16 protein-coding genes are annotated in these 19,378 nt (G+C 61.2%); 6 read left to right on the forward strand and 10 right to left on the reverse strand.

Annotated elements, in window-relative coordinates; all coding sequences use genetic code 11:
- Positions 1-30: 30 nt before the first annotated feature.
- The 6 genes from AC30D9_RS26925 to AC30D9_RS26950 all read right to left on the reverse strand — a co-directional run bounded on the left by AC30D9_RS26925 (position 31) and on the right by AC30D9_RS26950 (position 4,191).
- Positions 31-960, reverse strand: a complete 930-nt coding sequence (locus AC30D9_RS26925) for a ZIP family metal transporter (RefSeq protein WP_109751751.1) — start codon at positions 958-960, stop codon at positions 31-33.
- Positions 961-1,032: 72 nt separating this feature from the next.
- Positions 1,033-1,914 (reverse strand): manganese catalase family protein, encoded by an 882-nt coding sequence (locus tag AC30D9_RS26930; RefSeq protein ID WP_109751750.1) that lies wholly within the window; start codon positions 1,912-1,914, stop codon positions 1,033-1,035.
- A gap of 255 nt (positions 1,915-2,169) precedes the next feature.
- Entirely contained in the window at positions 2,170-2,547 is a 378-nt protein-coding gene (locus tag AC30D9_RS26935; RefSeq protein WP_116831970.1) for a con-10 family general stress protein, read from the reverse strand.
- 520 nt (positions 2,548-3,067) lie between these two features.
- Entirely contained in the window at positions 3,068-3,316 is a 249-nt protein-coding gene (locus tag AC30D9_RS26940; protein WP_116831969.1) for a metallothionein, read from the reverse strand.
- 30 nt (positions 3,317-3,346) lie between these two features.
- On the reverse strand, positions 3,347-3,679 hold the full coding sequence (locus AC30D9_RS26945; RefSeq protein WP_307571235.1) for a hypothetical protein: 333 nt from the start codon (positions 3,677-3,679) through the stop codon (positions 3,347-3,349).
- A 2-nt stretch (positions 3,680-3,681) separates the two neighbouring features.
- Positions 3,682-4,191, reverse strand: a complete 510-nt coding sequence (locus tag AC30D9_RS26950; protein WP_490145208.1) for a ferritin-like domain-containing protein — start codon at positions 4,189-4,191, stop codon at positions 3,682-3,684.
- Between the two features lie 195 nt (positions 4,192-4,386).
- On the opposite strand from AC30D9_RS26950, the gene AC30D9_RS26955 reads away from it, so the two are divergent.
- Positions 4,387-5,226: an NAD-dependent protein deacetylase gene (locus tag AC30D9_RS26955; protein WP_116831967.1), complete on the forward strand. Its 840-nt coding sequence runs from the start codon at positions 4,387-4,389 to the stop codon at positions 5,224-5,226.
- A 120-nt stretch (positions 5,227-5,346) separates the two neighbouring features.
- Here the strand turns inward: AC30D9_RS26955 and AC30D9_RS26960 are convergent, their stop codons facing one another.
- Complete coding sequence (locus AC30D9_RS26960) at positions 5,347-6,249, reverse strand: LysR family transcriptional regulator (protein ID WP_490145209.1); 903 nt, start codon at positions 6,247-6,249, stop codon at positions 5,347-5,349.
- Between the two features lie 142 nt (positions 6,250-6,391).
- Between AC30D9_RS26960 and AC30D9_RS26965 the strand changes: the two genes are divergently transcribed.
- Genes AC30D9_RS26965 through AC30D9_RS26975 form a run of 3 tightly spaced genes read left to right on the forward strand, consistent with a single transcriptional unit; the run spans position 6,392 to position 8,984 of the window.
- A complete protein-coding gene (locus tag AC30D9_RS26965) occupies positions 6,392-7,090 on the forward strand; it encodes a CoA transferase subunit A (protein WP_003200117.1) in 699 nt (232 codons plus the stop codon).
- Positions 7,091-7,125: 35 nt separating this feature from the next.
- Positions 7,126-7,791, forward strand: coding sequence for a CoA transferase subunit B (locus AC30D9_RS26970; RefSeq protein ID WP_134923693.1), 666 nt, complete (start codon positions 7,126-7,128; stop codon positions 7,789-7,791).
- A gap of 11 nt (positions 7,792-7,802) precedes the next feature.
- Positions 7,803-8,984, forward strand: coding sequence for an acetyl-CoA C-acetyltransferase (locus AC30D9_RS26975; protein WP_307571237.1), 1,182 nt, complete (start codon positions 7,803-7,805; stop codon positions 8,982-8,984).
- A 655-nt stretch (positions 8,985-9,639) separates the two neighbouring features.
- Here AC30D9_RS26975 and AC30D9_RS26980 read toward each other — a convergent pair.
- Positions 9,640-10,353, reverse strand: coding sequence for a FadR/GntR family transcriptional regulator (locus tag AC30D9_RS26980; protein ID WP_490145210.1), 714 nt, complete (start codon positions 10,351-10,353; stop codon positions 9,640-9,642).
- A gap of 336 nt (positions 10,354-10,689) precedes the next feature.
- On the opposite strand from AC30D9_RS26980, the gene AC30D9_RS26985 reads away from it, so the two are divergent.
- On the forward strand, positions 10,690-12,036 hold the full coding sequence (locus AC30D9_RS26985) for an MFS transporter (protein WP_490145211.1): 1,347 nt from the start codon (positions 10,690-10,692) through the stop codon (positions 12,034-12,036).
- Between the two features lie 29 nt (positions 12,037-12,065).
- Positions 12,066-13,409: a glucarate dehydratase gene (gene gudD / locus AC30D9_RS26990; RefSeq protein WP_490145212.1), complete on the forward strand. Its 1,344-nt coding sequence runs from the start codon at positions 12,066-12,068 to the stop codon at positions 13,407-13,409.
- A gap of 179 nt (positions 13,410-13,588) precedes the next feature.
- On the opposite strand, the gene glgB is transcribed toward gudD, so the two are convergent.
- Both glgB and treS read right to left on the reverse strand, forming a co-directional pair.
- A complete protein-coding gene (gene glgB / locus AC30D9_RS26995; RefSeq protein WP_490145213.1) occupies positions 13,589-15,823 on the reverse strand; it encodes a 1,4-alpha-glucan branching protein GlgB in 2,235 nt (744 codons plus the stop codon).
- 11 nt (positions 15,824-15,834) lie between these two features.
- The gene (treS, locus tag AC30D9_RS27000; protein WP_490145214.1) at positions 15,835-19,179 is read right to left on the reverse strand and encodes a maltose alpha-D-glucosyltransferase; all 3,345 of its coding nucleotides are present in this window, start codon (positions 19,177-19,179) and stop codon (positions 15,835-15,837) included.
- Between the last annotated feature and the right edge of the window lie 199 nt (positions 19,180-19,378).

Here is a 19,378-nt window from a genome sequence, read left to right on the forward strand (position 1 = left end):
GATGTAATCCAGTAGGAATTTGGCAGGCCTTCAACCCAGCGCCGTGTCGAGAAACATCATCACCGCAAACCCCATCATCAACCCCAAGGTGGCCGGTGTTTCATGGCCGTTGCGGTGGGTTTCGGGAATCACTTCGTGGGACACCACGAAGATCATCGCCCCGGCCGCCAGGCCCAGGCTGATGGGATAGGCCACGGCCACCCCCGAAGACATGCCCAGGCCGATCACCGACCCCAAAGGCTCCATCAACCCCGAGCCCACGGCAATCAGCGCGGCACGTAAGGTACTGATGCCGGTGACCCGCAGCGCCATGGCAATGGCGAGGCCTTCGGGAATGTCCTGGATGGCAATGGCGGTGGTCAGGGGCAAGCCGACCTTGAAATCGCCGTCGGCAAAACTGACGCCGATGGCCATGCCCTCTGGCAGGTTATGCAAGGTGATGGCGAGTACGAACAACCAGACACGATTGATGCGTTCGACTTGCGGTCCGCGCCGACCACTCAACTCGTGTTCGTGGGGGACGAAACGGTCGAGGCCGATCATCAAGGCGACGCCCAGCCCCAATCCCACCACGACGACAAACGCGGCAAGCAACTGATTGCCGCAAATGACCTGTGCCGCCTCGATCCCCGGCAGGATCAGCGAGAAGGAACTGGCGGCGAGCATCATGCCCGCGGCGAACCCCAGCATGATGTCCTGGGTCCGGGACGAGATGTCCCGCAACACCACCGCCATCACCGCGCCCAATGCGGTGGCGGCGAAGCCGGACGTGCCACCCAGTACCGCATACCCCAGGTTTTGCCGATCGGCCCCAACCAGTGCGTTGTAGCCGCTGTAGAGCAACAACGCGGCAACCAACGCCAACCCCAGCCAGAAGGTTACCCCTAGCACCAGATTGTTTTGTACAGGATCCAGCCAGGTACGCCAGGGCGATCGGATCCGGGAAGTGGGCTGGTCCATTGAAAGTCCTTAACTGGTTGAGCGGTCAAACAGAATTCTCAGGCGAGGGAGCCGAGCCCCCTCGCCGGTCTACTACAGTTTGTCACCTTGCATCCCTGAACCCAAGTCGGCGCCGGTGGTGGGGTCGCTATCGGGGTTGGACATGGTCCGCGCCTTCATGTCCATCAACAGCGCTTCGTCTTTTTTACTCAACTGGACGCTGGCCAGTCCATCGCCACCGTCCACCGCTGGCGTTGGATTCTCCACGAACTCCCAGTCGTCGCCCTGGTTCCATGGACCGCGCACGGTAGGTTCGCCCTGGGACATGTTGAAATACACATGACTGAATTCCGGCATGCCTGGCAATTTGCCTTGCGGGAAATTGGGCTGGATCGAGTGCAAGGCTTTTTCGAACGACAACTGGTGCGCGATTTCACGGGTCATCAAAAAGCCGAGCGCTTCTTTTACCCCGGGATCATCGGTGAGGTTCATCAACCGTTCATAGATGATTTTCGCCCGAGCCTCAGCAGCGATGTTCGAGCGCATGTCCGCCGTCGGTTCGCCGATGGTGTCGACATAGGCGGCAGTCCAGGGCACGCCGGCGGAGTTGGTCAGCGGCGAGCCGGCGCCATACAAGAGGCTGGTGATGTGCGAGTCATTACCGGCACCGTTGATGTCCCGGTACAACTGCCCCTCCTTCTCCACGCCTTCAGCCATTCTGCCCTTGGCGCCCTTGTTCAACATGACGATGATCGAACCGATCACCTCCAGATGGCTGAGCTCTTCGGTGGCAATGTCCATCAGCAAATCCTTGCGACCTGGATCGTCCTCGGACAAGGCCTGGGTGAAATAACGCGATGCCGCCGCCAATTCCCCTTGGGCCCCGCCGAACTGCTCGAGCAGCAGGTTGGCGAGTCCGGGATTGGGCTCAGCGACACGCACGGTGTACTGCAATCGTTTGTTATGTAAAAACATGATTGAACTCCTCGTTCAGGTACACGGCATGAGAACACTGCCGGCGGCAGGCCCATGAAAGTCTGAAGAAATTAAATGAATAAAATTTAGTTTTTATTCAAAACAGAAGACGAGTGGCTTATTGCAACGCAAGCACACGCACTTATTTTTCAAACAATAAATCCATCAGCGAAGTCGGGCATGAATACCCGATTTAATATCACCGCCGAAACAGGTCCCAGCCCAATCGCATGGGACCTGCGAGACTACGAAACATTAGGAATTACGACCGCCACCGCGGCTGTTTTCACCACCTTTCCTGCCGGCTTCGGAGGCTTTTTCCCGGTCGTTGGCAAAGTTGCCACCCGAGGCCTGGCCACCTTTTCGGCCGGCTTCAGAAGCCCGCTCAGGGTCGTTGGCAAAGTTCCCCCCCGAGGCTTGCCCGCCTTTGCGTCCGGCTTCTGCGGCGCGCTGCGGGTCGTTGGCAAAATTGCCGCCAGAGGCCTGGCCACCCTTGCGTCCAGCCTCGGAAGCGCGCTCAGGATTGTTGGCAAAATTGCCTCCTGATGCTTGGCCGCCCTTTTTCCCGGCTTCCGATGCCTTCTCACGATCGTTAGCGAAATTGCCAGGGTTGTTATTACCTGTGTTAGCCATTTCATTCACCTCGTTTAGTTGATATCAACGAGTCTCGTTGACTCGTCTTATTCGGAAAACATGACGCCACCAAGGTTTTAAGAAAACATATCAAACGGCGACGAATGGTCAATGCTTTTATTTGCACCGAACCTTGATAGATATTGCAACAGGCTATTAAACAAGCGGCGACCGATTAACAGCCTTAACACTAAAACTTCATCCAACGAAAAACCTGTGGGAGCGAGCTGGCTCGCGATAGCGGTGTGCCAGGCGATGATGATGTTGAGTGATTGGTCGCTATCGCGAGCAAGCGCGCTCCTACATGGTTCCATCCACAGAAAAAACAGTGCGTGTCTTTCCACGCTGTCCGCCAAAGGCCGGGCGCCGCCAGCACCCCATTGCACCGGTCTCGTCACCCTGGCCTCGCGCCGTTCCAGGAAGCCAAAACTCGCGGGCTGCCGGTGTTGTTCTGCACCACCACACTGACCGGCTTGCGGTGTCCGGATCCCCTGTCGCCGAGACCCGGATTCAAGAATGCTCAGGGTGAAATCGGATCGCTCGCCGGAAAGGTTTCCTCCAGTGCATCATCCAGTTGATTGTCAGTGATATCGCGCTCACCGACCTTGCCGCTGCGCTCGCAATGGCAATCCGGTGCCGGACACGGTTCACCGTTGGGGTGCTGTTCGGCGCAGGCCTGGCTGCAATAAGCCTCGCCGTCGTGATTGAAGACCCGCTGTGGATCGACATCACAATGACAATCGGGACAGCCACACTTTAATTCGCTCATGTCTTTCTCCTGAATGGATCGACGTTGCGTTCAAGAGGACCCCGCCAGCAACTGCACCTCCAGATTTGCCGCCGCCACACCGTGATTCGCTACATAGACGTCAGCGGTCCAACCCTTGGTCAAGTTGCGATAGGGCTGTGTGCCCAGGGCGGTGCCGCTGTCCCACGCGATGACATCGCCAATATCGATGTCATTGGCCGAACCCAGCTCGAAGACGGTATGCCCATCCTCCTGGTCCACATACACGCCCACCATCGCACTCTGTCGATTGATGGCGCGTACTTCACCGGTGGTCCGCTCGTCTTTCTCCTTTTTCGGCGGCGCCCCAGGTGTCCGCAAATAAGCGTCCGAATGCTCTTTCATGCTCAGCGCTTAGCCTCGGTATGCGGACTGGCCGAACGTTCGAGGAACGCCTGGGTGATCTCCGGCAGGTGTTCGCGCAACCACTCGGCCATGGCGATTTCCTGGGGCAGGATCTGTTCGCAGGCCCGTTGTGTTTCCACATCGCCGGCCACTTTCGCTGCCTCGATCAGCACGGTGTAGGAGGCGATTTCGAGGTTCTCGAACACATAGCCACTCATGGCGCCCTTGACCACTTCGTCGCTCATCGTCATGCCACCGACCGCCTGGCCGAAGGCCATGAGCTTGGCGGCCAGGTCCTTGAGCGTCGAGGCACTCCCGCCCAGGCGCTGTATGCATTGTTCCACCAACTTTTGCTGGCCGAGGGTTTCTTGCAAGTGCTCCTCGATCCGGGCCTTGAGCGCTGGATAATGCTCCAGGCGTTCCGCTTGGGCCTTGAGCATTTTTTCCGCCTGTTGCTCCATGGCATGGGCATCGTTGAGCCAGTCCAGCAGGTTCTCTTTTGGCGTTGCCATTCCCTTCTCCTTAGCCGTGGTTGCCACTGCATCGCAGCGCGACGATTCTGAGGTACCGCACATAGAAGTGGATGTCGCCGGGCTGGGGAAAGTTTGAAGCAACCATCGCGCTGAGCGACGAAAGGTGCCAGCGCACTTTCCCTGTACCACCGCAGTGCTAACCTCAACGGTTCAAGGCCAGCGGAGACACCCCACATGCCGGACGATCTTCACCGTGAACCGATCGATCAGTTGCGAGAACACATGGCCGGGCGCCATTTCCTGGTCCTCACCGGCGCCGGTATCAGCACACCATCGGGCATCCCCGATTACCGCGACAGCGACGGTGTACGCCGGGGTCGGCAACCCATGATGTACCAGGAGTTCCTCGCTAAACCCGAGGCGCGGCGACGCTATTGGGCGCGGGCGATGCTGGGCTGGCCACGGGTGCGACAAGCGCGGCCGAATGCAGCCCACGAGGCCTTGGCGGCGCTGCAGGCCGAACAGCGCATCAGCGGCCTGATTACCCAGAACGTCGACACATTGCACGACCAGGCCGGCAGCCAGGACGTGATCGAACTTCATGGCAGCCTGCACCGTGTGCTCTGCCTGGATTGTGAACAGCGCAGCGAACGGCAGCAGATCCAACTGTTGATGGAAGCGCAAAATCCCTATCTGGCCGGTGTCGATGCCGTGCAGGCGCCCGACGGCGACACCCTGCTGGACCCGGCGTTCGAGGCGCGCTTCCAGGTACCCATCTGCCCACACTGCGGCGGCGAGCGGTTGAAACCCGACGTGGTGTTTTTCGGCGAGAATGTTGCCGCCGCCACCGCCGCGCGCGCCACCCGGGCCGTCGAGGAAGCGGAAGGTCTGCTGGTGGTGGGCTCGTCGTTGATGGCCTGGTCGGCATTCCGCCTGTGCCGGGCGATCAAGGACCAGGGCAAGCCACTGCTGGCGATCAACCGTGGCAGGACCCGGGCTGATGAGTTGCTGGATTTGAAGCTGGAGGAGCCATGCGAGGAGTTGCTGCCTTTACTGACACATCGCCAGTTCTAACGAACAACCCAGCCCCCCTGTGGGAGCGGGCTTGCTCGCGAAAGCGGAGTATCAGTCGACATCAATGCTGAATGTTCCACCGTCTTCGCGAGCAAGCCCGCTCCCACAAAAGCTCGGTACTCAGCGTACGGCCAACTGCGCACCAAGATCCTGCTCCTTGAGCGTATCGAACAACGCCTGCGCCGCCGCCGACAGTTCATGCCCCGGCTTGGTCAGCACCCCGATGGCCCGTTCGATCACCGGATCGCTCAAGGTGATGCAACGGGCGCCCAGCTCATGCATCTGCCCGACGCACAACGCTGGCACCGCACTGACCCCCAACCCGCTGGCGACCATCCGCCCGACGGTCGCCAGTTGATGGCTCTCGAACTCCACGGGCAGCTTCATGCCCCGAGCCCGCAGATGTTCTTCCAGCATCACACGCACGGTGGATGGCCGTTGCAAGGTGATAAACGGCTGTTCCAGCAAGGTCTGCCAGTGGATTTCACGCAACTGGGCCAGCGGTGAATCCAGCGGCACCACCGCGACGAAGCGATCGAGATACAAGGGCGTGAACGCCAATGACGAACCCTGCATCGGTTCGAACGCCACACCCAATTCGACATGCCGGTCACGGACCATTTCCAGCACCTGTTCGTTGATCACATCGTTGACCGTGACGTTGACATTCGGATAACGGGCGCGGAAGGTCTTGAGGATCGGTGGCAACAGGTTGCCGGCAAACGACGGCATCGCCGCCAACGTCACACGCCCGCGCTGCAATGTGAAGCGCTGGCGCATTTCGTCCTCGGCATTGTCCCAGTCGGCAATCAGCCGTCGGGCCAGGGGCAACAAGGATTCACCTTCAGGCGTCAGGGCAACGTTACGGGTATTGCGACTGAACAAGCGTCCGCCCAGGCCTTCTTCCAAGGCCTTGATGGTCAGGCTCAGGGCCGACTGGGACAGGTGCAATCGCTCGCAAGCCACGGCGAAGCTCAGGCTCTGGGCCACGGCGAGGAAGGCGCGGACTTGCTTAAGGGTCATGGGCGTTCTGTGTCCGGTTGCGTCGAAGGGATAACTATTGAGTTTTATCAATCAATCCAATCTAAAAATCAACTTAACAAATATATGAGTTGGCGCAACACTGCATCTCATTGCGACCCCATCAAGAATAAAAGAGGTGTCTATGGCAGGTTTCGACAAACGCGTGAGTTCTTATGAAGAAGCGCTGGAAGGCTTGAAGGACGGCATGACCGTCATCGCTGGTGGTTTCGGCCTCTGCGGCATTCCGGAAAACCTGATCGCCGAGATCAAGCGCAAGGGCATTCGTGACCTCACCGTGGTCTCCAACAACTGCGGCGTCGACGGTTTCGGCCTCGGCGTGCTGCTGGAAGACCGGCAGATCCGCAAAGTGGTGGCCTCCTACGTGGGCGAAAACGCCCTCTTCGAGAAGCAACTGCTAAGTGGCGAAATCGAAGTCGTACTCACCCCCCAAGGCACCCTCGCCGAAAAAATGCGCGCCGGTGGCGCCGGCATCCCGGCCTTCTTCACCGCCACCGGCGTCGGCACGCCAGTGGCCGAAGGCAAGGAAGTGCGTGAATTCCATGGCCGCCAGTACCTGATGGAAGAATCCATCACCGGCGATTTCGCCATCGTCAAAGGCTGGAAAGCCGACCATTTCGGCAACGTGATCTATCGCCACACCGCCCAGAACTTCAACCCGCTGGCCGCCACGGCGGGCAAGATCACCGTGGTGGAAGTCGAAGAAATCGTCGAACCCGGAGAGCTGGACCCGACACAGATCCACACCCCTGGCATCTACGTCGACAGGGTCATTTGCGGCACGTTCGAGAAGCGCATCGAACAGCGCACCGTGCGTAAGTGATCCCCTGCCCCCGGCCCGAATGAAGGAATAACAACATGGCACTTTCCCGCGAACAAATGGCTCAACGCGTCGCCCGCGAAATGCAGGACGGCTACTACGTGAACCTGGGTATCGGCATTCCGACCCTGGTCGCCAACTACATCCCCGAAGGCATGGAAGTCATGCTGCAATCGGAAAACGGCTTGCTTGGCATGGGCGCGTTTCCCACCGAAGCCGAAGTCGACGCCGACATGATCAACGCCGGCAAGCAGACCGTCACCGCGCGCATCGGCGCATCGATCTTCTCCTCGGCCGAATCGTTTGCCATGATCCGTGGCGGTCACATCGACCTGACCGTGCTCGGCGCGTTCGAAGTGGATGTGGAAGGCAACATTGCCTCGTGGATGATCCCTGGCAAACTGGTCAAGGGCATGGGCGGCGCGATGGATCTGGTGGCCGGTGCCGAGAACATCATCGTTACCATGACCCACGCGTCCAAGGACGGTGAGTCGAAACTGCTGCCCCGTTGCAGCCTGCCGCTGACTGGCGCTGGCTGCATCAAGCGCGTACTGACTGACCTGGCCTACCTGGAAATCGAGAACGGCGCCTTCATCCTGAAAGAACGAGCCCCGGGCGTCAGCGTCGAGGAAATCGTCGCCAAGACCGCCGGCAAGTTGATCGTGCCGGACCACGTGCCTGAAATGCAGTTCGCTGCCCAGTGAGGAGAGATTCGATGCAAGAAGTCGTGATTGTCGCCGCTACCCGTACTGCCATTGGCAGTTTCCAGGGTTCGCTGGCTTCCATTCCCGCGCCGGAACTCGGTGCGGCGGTGATTCGTCGCCTGCTGGAACAAACCGGCTTGTCCGGCGAGCAGGTCGATGAAGTGATCCTTGGCCAGGTGCTGACGGCAGGCTCGGGGCAGAACCCGGCGCGCCAGGCGTCGATCCTCGCCGGCCTGCCCCACGCGGTGCCGGCGCTGACCCTGAACAAGGTCTGCGGCTCGGGGCTCAAGGCGTTGCACCTGGGCGCCCAGGCGATCCGCTGTGGCGACGCCGAGATCATCATCGCCGGCGGCATGGAGAACATGAGCCTGGCCCCGTACGTACTGCCGGCCGCCCGCACCGGCCTGCGCATGGGCCACGCGAAGATGATCGACAGCATGATCACTGACGGTTTGTGGGATGCCTTCAACGATTATCACATGGGCATTACCGCCGAAAACCTGGTGGACAAGTACGGCATCAGCCGCGAGGAGCAGGACGCTTTCGCCGCCGCTTCCCAGCAGAAGGCCGTGGCCGCCATCGAGGGGGGGCGGTTCGCCGATGAGATCACGCCGATCCTGATTCCACAGCGCAAGGGTGATCCCGTGGCATTCGCCACTGACGAACAGCCGCGGGCCGGCACCACCGCCGAATCCCTGGGCAAGCTCAAGCCCGCCTTCAAGAAGGACGGCAGCGTCACCGCCGGCAACGCTTCGTCACTGAACGATGGTGCCGCCGCCGTGATCCTGATGAGCGCGGAAAAAGCCAAGGCACTGGGCCTGCCCGTGCTGGCAAAAATCAGCGCCTACGCCAACGCTGGCGTCGACCCGGCGATCATGGGCATTGGCCCGGTCTCGGCCACCCGCCGCTGCCTGGACAAGGCCGGTTGGTCGCTGGAGCAACTGGACCTGATCGAAGCCAACGAAGCCTTCGCCGCCCAGTCACTGGCCGTGGCGAGGGAGTTGAAATGGGACATGGACAAGGTCAACGTCAATGGCGGCGCCATCGCCCTGGGCCATCCCATCGGTGCTTCGGGGTGCCGGGTCCTGGTGTCGTTGCTGCATGAAATGATCAAGCGCGACGCCAAGAAAGGCCTCGCCACCCTGTGCATCGGCGGCGGCCAAGGCGTGGCCCTGGCGCTGGAGCGGGCATAACCGACACAGGTTCAACGGTGGTTGTGCGGACCCACGAATATCCGCACGGCCGCTGGCACCACCACCGGCGCAATCTCGGTTGCGCCGGTTTTTTTTGCCCGCCGGTTTTGAGCGTGAGCTGCCGGCCTCATCGCGAGCAGGCTCGCTCCCACAGGGGTCTCGGGCGGTTGCAAGATTGGTGTTCACCACAGATCCAGTGTGGGAGCGGGCTTGCTCGCGAAGGCGGTGGGTCAGTTTGCATCGATGTTGAATGTGCCGGCCTCATCGCGAGCAGGCTCGCTCCCACAGGGGATGGGGGTGTTCACTGATGCGGCGTCCACCACAGATCCAGTGTGGGAGCAGGCTTGCTCGAGAAGGCGGTGGGTCAGTTTGCATCGATGTTGAATGTACCGGCCCCTTCGCGAGCAAGCCCGCTCCCACAGGGATCTCGGACGGTTGCAAGATTGATGTTCACCACAGATCCAGTGTGGGAGCGGGCTTGCTCGCGAAGGCGGTGGGTCAGCTTGCATCGATGTTGAATGTGACGCCGCCATCGCGAGCAAGCCCGCTCCCACAGGGCAAGGAATTGGGTTGGGCACAAAATCGGAGAACACCATCGATCCATTGTGGGAGCGAGCCTGCTCGCGATAGCGACAGGTCAGGCGACGATGAGCCTTCAGGTACCCGCGCCAAACCGGTCGCGGCTGTTGGTCAGGTGCAACCACATGGCGGCGCGGGCGGCGTCCGGGTCTTGGCGCTTGATGGCGTTGAAGATCGCCTCGTGCTCCAGGTTGGCCAGTTGCGCCAGTTTGCTCAGGTCAGCCTGGCCGCGTTCGGCCACATTCACCCGGGTCCTGGGGATCATCGCACTGCCCAGGTGCTGCATGATTTCGACAAAACAGGCGTTGTCCGTGGCTTCGGCGATGAGCAAATGGAAGCGCCGGTCGGCCTCAACACAGCTGTCGTTGTTGCTGGACAAGCGCTGATAGTCATCCAGGGCCTGGCGCATCTGCTGCAACTGGTGTTCGCTGCGACGCTGGGCCGCCAGTGCGACTGCCTGGGTTTCCAGGCCCAGGCGCAGCTCCAGGATGGCCCGCACACCCGCCGCCGTGTCGACATTGAGCCGCAACCCCGGCTCGCCGGTCTGCGCCAGCACAAAGGTGCCGATGCCGTGGCGGGTTTCCACCAACCCCGAGGCCTGCAACTTGGAAATCGCCTCGCGCACCACTGTCCGACTGACGCCATGGGCCTGCACGATGGCGCCTTCCGATGGCAGCTTTTCTCCCGGTTTCAACTGCCCCAGCAGGATGCTCTGGCTCAGCTTCGCCACCAAGTCATGGGCCAGGTTGTGAGAACGCTTGCGCAGGGGCGCTTCGAAGTCTTGCGGCATCGCCGGGGTTCCTTGAAGACAGGCTGACTGATCCTATCACCAGCGGCCTTTGGAAATCTCATCGTTGAGACGCCAACTTGTATGACAACACTCAATATCAGCCTATTTCAGCAGAAACCATCGCTCTTAAAAATTCACTTCGCGTCAGCCTGACACCCGTTAATAGAAATCAAAAGACCCAAAACAACCCAGCAAATACAGCATAAAACCCCAACCTACCCAACTCAATCGTGCTGAAAAACCGCTTGTCATCCAAAAAAATCAAGTTGTATGATGTCTATCAACATCGGCACCTGCACGATGCCCGCATAAAAATAACGAGTGGGAGAAAAACCAGTGAACACATCCAGCCTCAAGGCGAATGCCGGAGCGGATCCGGTGCTGCTGTCGGCCATCGCCAAGGTCAAGCGCCACATCCTGCCGCTGTTCGTCATCATGTTTATCGTCAACTACATCGACCGCGTGAACATCGGCTTCGTGCGTGCCCACATGGAGCACGACCTGGGCATCGGCGCAGCTGCCTATGGCTTCGGTGCCGGCCTGTTCTTCATCGGCTACGCGCTGTTCGAAGTCCCGTCCAACATCCTCTTGCAGAGAATCGGCGCGCGCATCTGGCTGACCCGCATCATGCTCACCTGGGGCCTAGTGGCAGCAGGCATGGCCTTCATCCAGAACGAAACCCACTTCTACATCCTGCGCTTCCTGCTGGGTGTGGCCGAAGCCGGTTTCTTCCCCGGGGTGATCTACTACTTCACTCGCTGGTTGCCGGGTGTCGAGCGCGGCAAAGCCATCGCCATTTTCCTCAGCGGCTCGGCTATCGCGTCGCTGATCTCCGGCCCGCTGTCGGGGCTGCTCCTGCAAATCAACGGCCTGGGCATGCACGGCTGGCAGTGGATGTACTTCATCGAAGGGATGTTTTCCGTCTGCCTGTGCGTGTTCGTCTGGTTCTGGCTGGACTCCAAGCCCCATGACGCGAAATGGCTGAGCCGTGAGGAACAGGACACGCTGGTCAAGACCATTGACGATGAACAACGCGCCCGCGAAGCCGCCTCGCCGATCAAACTGTCCATCGGCAAGTTGCTCAAGGACCGGCAGATCATCCTGTTCTGCCTGATCTACTTCTTCATCCAGTTGACGATCTACGCCGCCACGTTCTGGCTGCCGAGCATCATCAAGAAGATGGGCGAGCTCAGCGACATCCAGGTCGGGCTGTTCAACTCGATCCCGTGGTTGCTGTCGATCGTCGGCATGTACGCCTTCGCCTCGCTGTCGGCCAAATGGAAGTTCCAGCAGGCCTGGGTTGCCGCAGCCTTGTTGATCGCGGCAGCGGGCATGTTCATGTCCACCACTGGCGGACCGATCTTCGCCTTCGTCGCCATCTGTTTCGCGGCCCTGGGCTTCAAGTCGGCGTCGTCGCTGTTCTGGCCAATTCCCCAGGCCTACCTGGACGCCCGGATCGCCGCCGGGGTGATTGCCCTGATCAACTCCGTGGGCAACCTTGGCGGCTTCGTCGCCCCGACCACCTTCGGCCTGCTGGAAGAGCACACCGGCTCGATCCAGGGCGGCCTCTATGGCCTGGCGGCCACCTCGATCGTTGCCGCGATCATAGTGTTTGCCGCGCGCAATACGCCTAAACCCAAGTCGACAACGACGCCGGCCAACCCTGCCGCCAGCCACGTTTGATTACTCGATTCGTTCAAGGATAAGTGCACATGACTCCTCCAGAAGCCAGCAAAGCCCCGATCATCACCAGCATGCAGATCGTGCCCGTGGCCGGCCATGACGGCATGCTGCTGAACCTCAGCGGCGCCCATGGCCCGTTCTTCACCCGCAACATCGTCATTCTCAAGGACAACGCCGGTCACACCGGCGTGGGCGAAGTCCCCGGTGGCGAGCGCATTCGCCAGACCCTCGAAGACGCCCGCTCGCTGGTGGTCGGCAGCCCCATCGGCACGTACCAGAAGATTCTCAACACCGTGCGCCACGCGTTCGCCGACCGCGATGCCGGCGGCCGTGGCCTGCAGACCTTCGACCTGCGCATCACCATCCACGCGGTGACCGGCCTGGAAGCGGCATTGCTGGACCTGCTCGGCCAGCACCTGGACGTACCGGTCGCCGCCCTGCTCGGCGAGGGCCAGCAGCGCGATGAAGTGAAGATGCTCGGCTATCTGTTTTACGTCGGTGATCGCCAGCAGACCGACCTGCCCTATCGCAGCGAACCGGACGCCGACAACGACTGGTTCCGTGTACGCCATGAGAAAGCCCTGGACGCCGCCGCCGTGGTGCGCCTGGCCGAAGCCGCCCACGCTCGCTACGGCTTCCAGGACTTCAAGCTCAAGGGCGGTGTGCTCAACGGCGACGCGGAAATCGAAGCGGTCACCGCGCTGGCCGAGCGCTTTCCCCAGGCCCGTATCACCCTGGACCCGAATGGCGCCTGGTCACTCAAGGAAGCGATCCGTTTGTGCCGTGACCAACACAAGGTGCTGGCCTATGCCGAGGACCCCTGCGGTGCCGAGAGCGGCTATTCCGGTCGCGAGGTCATGGCCGAGTTCCGCCGTGCCACGGGCCTGAAGACCGCCACCAACATGATCGCCACCGATTGGCGCGAGATGGGCCACGCCATCACCTTGCAGTCAGTGGACATTCCCCTGGCCGATCCGCATTTCTGGACCATGCAAGGTTCCGTGCGGGTGGCGCAGATGTGCAATGAATGGGGGCTGACCTGGGGTTCGCACTCCAACAACCATTTCGACATTTCCCTGGCGATGTTCACCCACGTGGCCGCCGCCGCACCGGGCGACATCACCGCCATCGACACCCACTGGATCTGGCAGGACGGCCAGCGGCTGACCAAGGCGCCCTTGCAGATCCAGGGCGGCTGCGTGCAGGTGCCGAAAAAGCCGGGGCTGGGGATCGAGTTGGACACGGACCAGTTGGCCAAGGCCCATGAGCTGTACAAAGGCATGGGGCTAGGGGCGCGGGACGATGCCGTGGCGATGCAGTACCTGATTCCGGGCTGGACGTTCAACAACAAGCGGCCGTGTCTCGTCCGCTGAAGCCAATACAATCCTCTTGTGGCGAGGGGATTTATCCCCGCTGGGCTGCGCAGCAGCCCTAAAAGCCCCCACCTTGGTCCACCCGTCGACCGCATGCACAGATATTGGGGCTGCTACGCAGCCCAACGGGGATAAATCCCCTCGCCACAGCCATCATCCTCCCTGCTACTTCTGTCGCACTAACCCTCCGGCCGCAGGATCAACACCGCCAACGGCGGCAGGTTGAGTTCCAGCGACAGCGCCTGGCCATGGCTGGGCACTTCTTCGGTTGAGGCGCCGCCACCGTTGCCATAATTGGAACCGGCATAGGTGTCGGCATCACTGTTGAGCAGTTCCACCCAGCGCCCGGCGAACGGCACGCCGACCCGGTAGGCCTCGCGCGGCACCGGGGTGAAGTTGGCGACCACCAGCACCGGCCGGCCCTCCTTGCTCCAGCGCAGCCAGGCGTAGACGCTGTTGAGCGCATCGTCGCCAATCAACCATTGGAAGCCTTGGGGCGCGTCATCCTGGTCATGCAGCGCCGGCTCTTCGCGATAGAGTCGGTTCAGATCGCTCACCAGCCTCTGCACGCCACGGTGCTCAGGGTATTGCAGCAGGTACCAGTCCAATTGCTGGTCATGGTTCCACTCGCGCCATTGGCCGAACTCACAGCCCATGAACAACAGCTTCTTGCCCGGATGGCCCCACATGAAGCTGAGATAGGCCCTCAGGTTGGCAAATTTCTGCCAGCGATCACCGGGCATCTTGTCGATCAGCGAGCGCTTGCCATGGACCACTTCGTCGTGGGAAATCGGCAGGACGAAGCGCTCGGACCAGGCATACACCAGGCCGAAGCTCAGTTCGTTATGGTGATGGGCGCGGTACACCGGGTCTTGCTGGATGTAGTGCAGCGAATCGTGCATCCAGCCCATGTTCCACTTGTAGGCGAAACCCAGGCCGCCCTGCTGGGTGCTCTGGCTGACGCCCGGCCACGCGGTGGACTCTTCAGCGATGACCAGTGCGCCAGGGGTTTCCAATGCCACCACATCGTTGAGATGGCGCAGGAAATCGATGGCTTCGAGGTTTTCGCGCCCGCCATGGCGGTTGGGCACCCACTCCCCGGCCTTGCGCGAATAGTCGCGATACAACATCGAGGCCACGGCATCCACCCGCAGGCCGTCGATGTGGAAATGCTTGAGCCAGTGCAGCGCCGACGCCAGCATGAAACCGTGGACCTCGGTGCGGCCCAGGTTGTAGATCAGCGTGTCCCAATCCTGGTGGAAGCCTTCCAGCGGGTTGCCGTATTCGTACAGCGCGGTTCCATCGAACTGGGCCAGGCCATGGGTATCGGTGGGAAAATGCGCCGGCACCCAGTCGAGGATGATCCCGATATTCGCCTGGTGGCAGGCGTTGACGAACGCAGCGAAATCGTCCGGCGAGCCGAAGCGTGCCGTCGGCGCGAATTGTGACAGCGGCTGATAGCCCCAGGAGCCGCCGAATGGATGCTCCATGATCGGCATCAGCTCGATGTGGGTGAACCCCAGGTCCTTGACATACGGGATCAGGCGCTCGGCCAGTTCATGCCAGTTGTATTGCCGGGCCACCTCCCCCGCCTCGTCGATTTCGCACTGCCAGGAGCCGGCGTGCAATTCGTAGATCGACAGCGGCGCACCCGGGAGCTGGCGCTCGCCACGCTGCTGCATCCACTCGTCGTCCTGCCACTCGATCTTCAAGGGCGCGGCGACTTTCGACGCCGTGTCTGGCGGCATTTGCGTGGCCAGGGCCACCGGGTCGGCCTTGAGTGGCAGGATGCCGTGGGCGCCGAGGATTTCATATTTGTAGCCTTCACCCGCACCGAGCCGCGGAATGAACAGCTCCCACACGCCGGATGGATAGCGGATGCGCATCGGATGCCGACGCCCGTCCCAGACGTTGAAATCCCCGACCACCGAAACACGCCGGGCATTCGGCGCCCAGACCGCGAAACGCACGCCGTCGACGCCATCGACGGTGGTCAGTTGCGCGCCAAGGCAAGAACTGAGGTCGCGGTGATTACCCTCGCCAAACAGGTAGAGGTCCATTTCCCCCAGTAACGGCCCGAAGCTGTAGGGGTCTTCGGAAACCTGCTCGCCGCCGGCCCAACGGGTGCGCAGCAGGTACGCCTGGGCGCGGTCGAAATGACCGACGAACAGGCCCGGGGTTTCGGTCTGTTGCAGCTCACCGAGCTCTTCACCGCCGTCACGGGCGAGCACCTGCACGCTCAGCGCGCCAGGCAGGTAAGCGCGGATGAATTGCCCGCCCGCACCGTCGCCATGGGGGCCGAGGATGGAAAACGGGTCGTGATGTTCGGCACGCACCAGCGCGTCGATGTCATGGGGGGCCGGCAGCAATGACTCTTTGGCCTGCCCCTGGGGTTCTTTGTTCGAGACACTCATGATTCTCTCCACTAAATCGGTCCGGCTACGTCGGAAAAGGGTTGCAGCCCACTTAACAACCCGACCAGACCGTGCAACGGCACGGGCAGCCAGGTGGGGCGATTCTCGGCTTCATAGGCCACTTCATAGGCCGCCTTCTCCAGGCCGAACAACGCCAGCGCGGCGTCTTCGCCTTCAGCATCCTTCCACTCATGGGCAAGACTAGCTGCCGCCAGCCGATACGCCTCGACAAATGCCTGGCGAGCCTCTCTCAAATAACGATCGGCGACCCGTTGCCGCGCCGCATCGGCATCGGCCGTGCTGTCGACGGTGTGCAGGTGGATCGCCATGGCCGCCGCATAATCGAAGGAACGCAGCACGCCACTGACATCCTTGTAAGGGCTGTGCTTGCCCCGTCGCTCATGCAATGGCCGCGCCGGCTCACCTTCGAAGTCGATCAGATAGGCATCCCCCTTGATCACCAGCACCTGCCCCAGATGCAGGTCGCCATGGACGCGGATGCGCAAGCCGCCGACGGCCTTGCCAGCCAGCTCCTGGACATGGGCCAGGATGGTTTTTTTGTGCTCCAGCAAGCGTGCGACCATGGCTTGGTCCACGGGGTTCAATTGGCCCTGGTTCTGCTTGAGCAGGCGCAAGGCATTTTCCACCTGGGCGGCCACGTCCTTGCCGATGGCCTGGGTTTCCTTGGCGTTGGTGGTCAACGGCGCGAAATCCGGATTGTCGGTCGCCTGGGCCAGCAACTGGTGCATTTCCCCCAGGCGCTGGCCGAGCATGCCGGCGAAATCCTTGAGTTCGCCCAGGGCGTTGTAATGTTGCTCCTGCTCGGACACCGCGTCCGCCAGCTCGTCACGCAAGGCACGCTCGAGGTTATTCTGGGTCCATTCCCAGGCATCGCCCTGATTGCTCAAGTAGCCCTGGGCGATCATCAACAACGAATCCTCACCCTGGGCGTCGCGGCGAACCACCGAGCCGAGCAACGGTGAGATGTTGCCGAAGCCGGCAGCGGTGAGATAGGCGCTCATTTCCAGTTCCGGGTGTACACCCGAAGCGACCTTGCGGATCAGCTTGAGGACCAGGCTGCCCCCCACCACCACTGAACTGTTGGACTGTTCGGCGGACAGGTAGCGAACCTCTGGCTCGGCCCCGAGGTTCAACGCGGTCAAGCCTTCGGTGGGCTCGAAGCGCAATTCACCTTCGGTGCATGGCAGTACCGTACCGGCCTGCATGCCTTGCAGCACGGCACGTATGAAATGCTCCAGGCTGAACGCATCGGTGATCAGGCCGACCTGGCGAACCCGACGTACACGGGACAACGCCAATTGTTGCGGCAACGCCGCGCCCACCTGGTCTTCAGGCAGCAGGCCGAACGGCAGTTGATAGCGTAGGGTCTGGCCAGCGCTGGTGACGTCGATTTCGCTGAGCAATACCGGATGCTGCGGATCACCGAAGCGCACGCCATAGACAATCTCCACCTTCTCGATCGCACTGTCCTTGCCGGCGAACCAGCGCCGGTTCTGCAACCAGCTCGGCAGGATGGTTTGCTCCAGGGTGGTGCGCGATGGCGCCTCGAGCAATTCTTCCAGGCGTTTTTTCAGCACCAGGGTGGTGAAGTCCGGCAGGCTCTGGGCCGGTTCCACGTGCCAGCTCGGCATCTGGTTTTCAGCGGCCAGGGCGAACCAATAGAAGCCGTACGGCGCCAGGGTCAGCAGGAAGTTCAACTGGCCGATCGGTGGGAAAGCATTACCGCCCAGCATTTCCACCGGGACCATGCCGGCGTAGGCCGATAGGTCCAGTTCGGCGGCCTGGGCGCTGCGGGACACGTTGGCCACGCACAGGATGATTTCGTGCTTGCCGTCGGGGCCGGTGTATTCGCGGGTATAGGCCAGGATCCGGCGATTGCTCGGCGAGAGCATTTTCAACGTGCCACGGCCAAAGGCCTTGGATTGTTTGCGCACCGCCAGCATGCGTCGGGTCCAGTTGAGCAGCGAGTGCGGGTCGCCGGCCTGGGTCTCGACGTTGACCGACTGGTAGCCATACAACGGGTCCATGATCGGCGGCAGCACCAGGCTGGCCGGGTCGGCGCGGGAGAAACCGCCGTTGCGGTCAATGGACCACTGCATCGGCGTACGCACGCCATCGCGGTCACCCAGGTAGATATTGTCGCCCATGCCGATTTCATCGCCGTAGTACAGCGTCGGCGTGCCGGGCATCGACAGCAGCAGGCTGTTGAGCAGCTCCACGCGTCGACGATCGCGCTCCACCAACGGCGCCAGACGCCGGCGAATGCCCAGGTTGATACGCGCCCGGCGATCGGCCGCGTAATAGTTCCACAGGTAGTCGCGCTCCTTGTCGGTAACCATCTCCAGGGTCAGCTCATCATGGTTGCGCAGGAAAATCGCCCACTGGCAATTGGCGGGGATCTCCGGGGTCTGGCGCAGGATGTCGGTGATCGGGAAGCGATCTTCCTGGGCCAGCGCCATGTACATGCGCGGCATCAGCGGAAAGTGGAAGGCCATGTGGCATTCGTCACCGTTCAGCCCCTGGGCGTCGACATCGCCGAAGTACAACTGAGTGTCTTCCGGCCACTGGTTGGCTTCGGCCAGCAACATGCGGTCGGGGTAGTTGGCGTCGATCTCGGCACGGATCAGCTTCAGGACGTCATGGGTCTCGGGCAGGTTTTCGTTGTTGGTGCCGTCGCGTTCGATCAGGTATGGGATGGCGTCCAGGCGCAGGCCGTCGATGCCCATGTCCAGCCAGTAGCGCATCACCGACAGCACAGCCTTGATGACCTGCGGGTTGTCGAAATTGAGGTCAGGCTGGTGGGAGTAGAAGCGGTGCCAGAAGTACTGGCCCGCCACGGGGTCCCAGGTCCAGTTGGACTTCTCGGTGTCGAGGAAAATGATCCGCGTGCCGTCGTACTTGTGGTCGTCATCGGACCAGACGTAGAAGTCCCGCGCCTTCGAACCCGGCTTGGCCTTGCGCGCGCGTTGGAACCAGGGATGCTGGTCCGAGGTATGGTTGATGACCAGCTCGGTGATTACCCGCAGGTTGCGCTTGTGGGCTTCGGCAATGAAGCGCCGCGCATCGGCCATGGTCCCGTAGTCGGGGCTGACGCCACGGTATTCAGCAATGTCGTAACCGTCGTCGCGTCGGGGCGAAGGATAGAACGGCAGCAGCCAGATGGTGTTGACGCCCAAGTCGGCGATGTAGTCGAGTTTTTCGATCAGGCCGGGAAAGTCACCGATCCCGTCGTTATTGGAGTCGAAATAGGATTTTACGTGGACCTGGTAAATCACCGCGTCCTTGTACCAGAGCGGGTCTTTGATAAAGGTGGCAGACCGGGGTTTCTTCGCCATTTGCAACTCCTGATGAATTCAATAAAGCCGCGGGATACAGGCTTGTGAGGTCTTTTTTATGAGGCGAGATCCATTTGTGGGGTGAGGTCTTTTTGTGAGGTGAGGACCTTTGTGGCGAGGGGATTTATCCCCGCCAGGCTGCGAAGCAGCCCCAATGGATCAACCTCGATATGCCTGGTTGACCGCGTAAAGCTGTTGG

This window comes from Pseudomonas sp. DF11 (assembly GCF_058148565.1).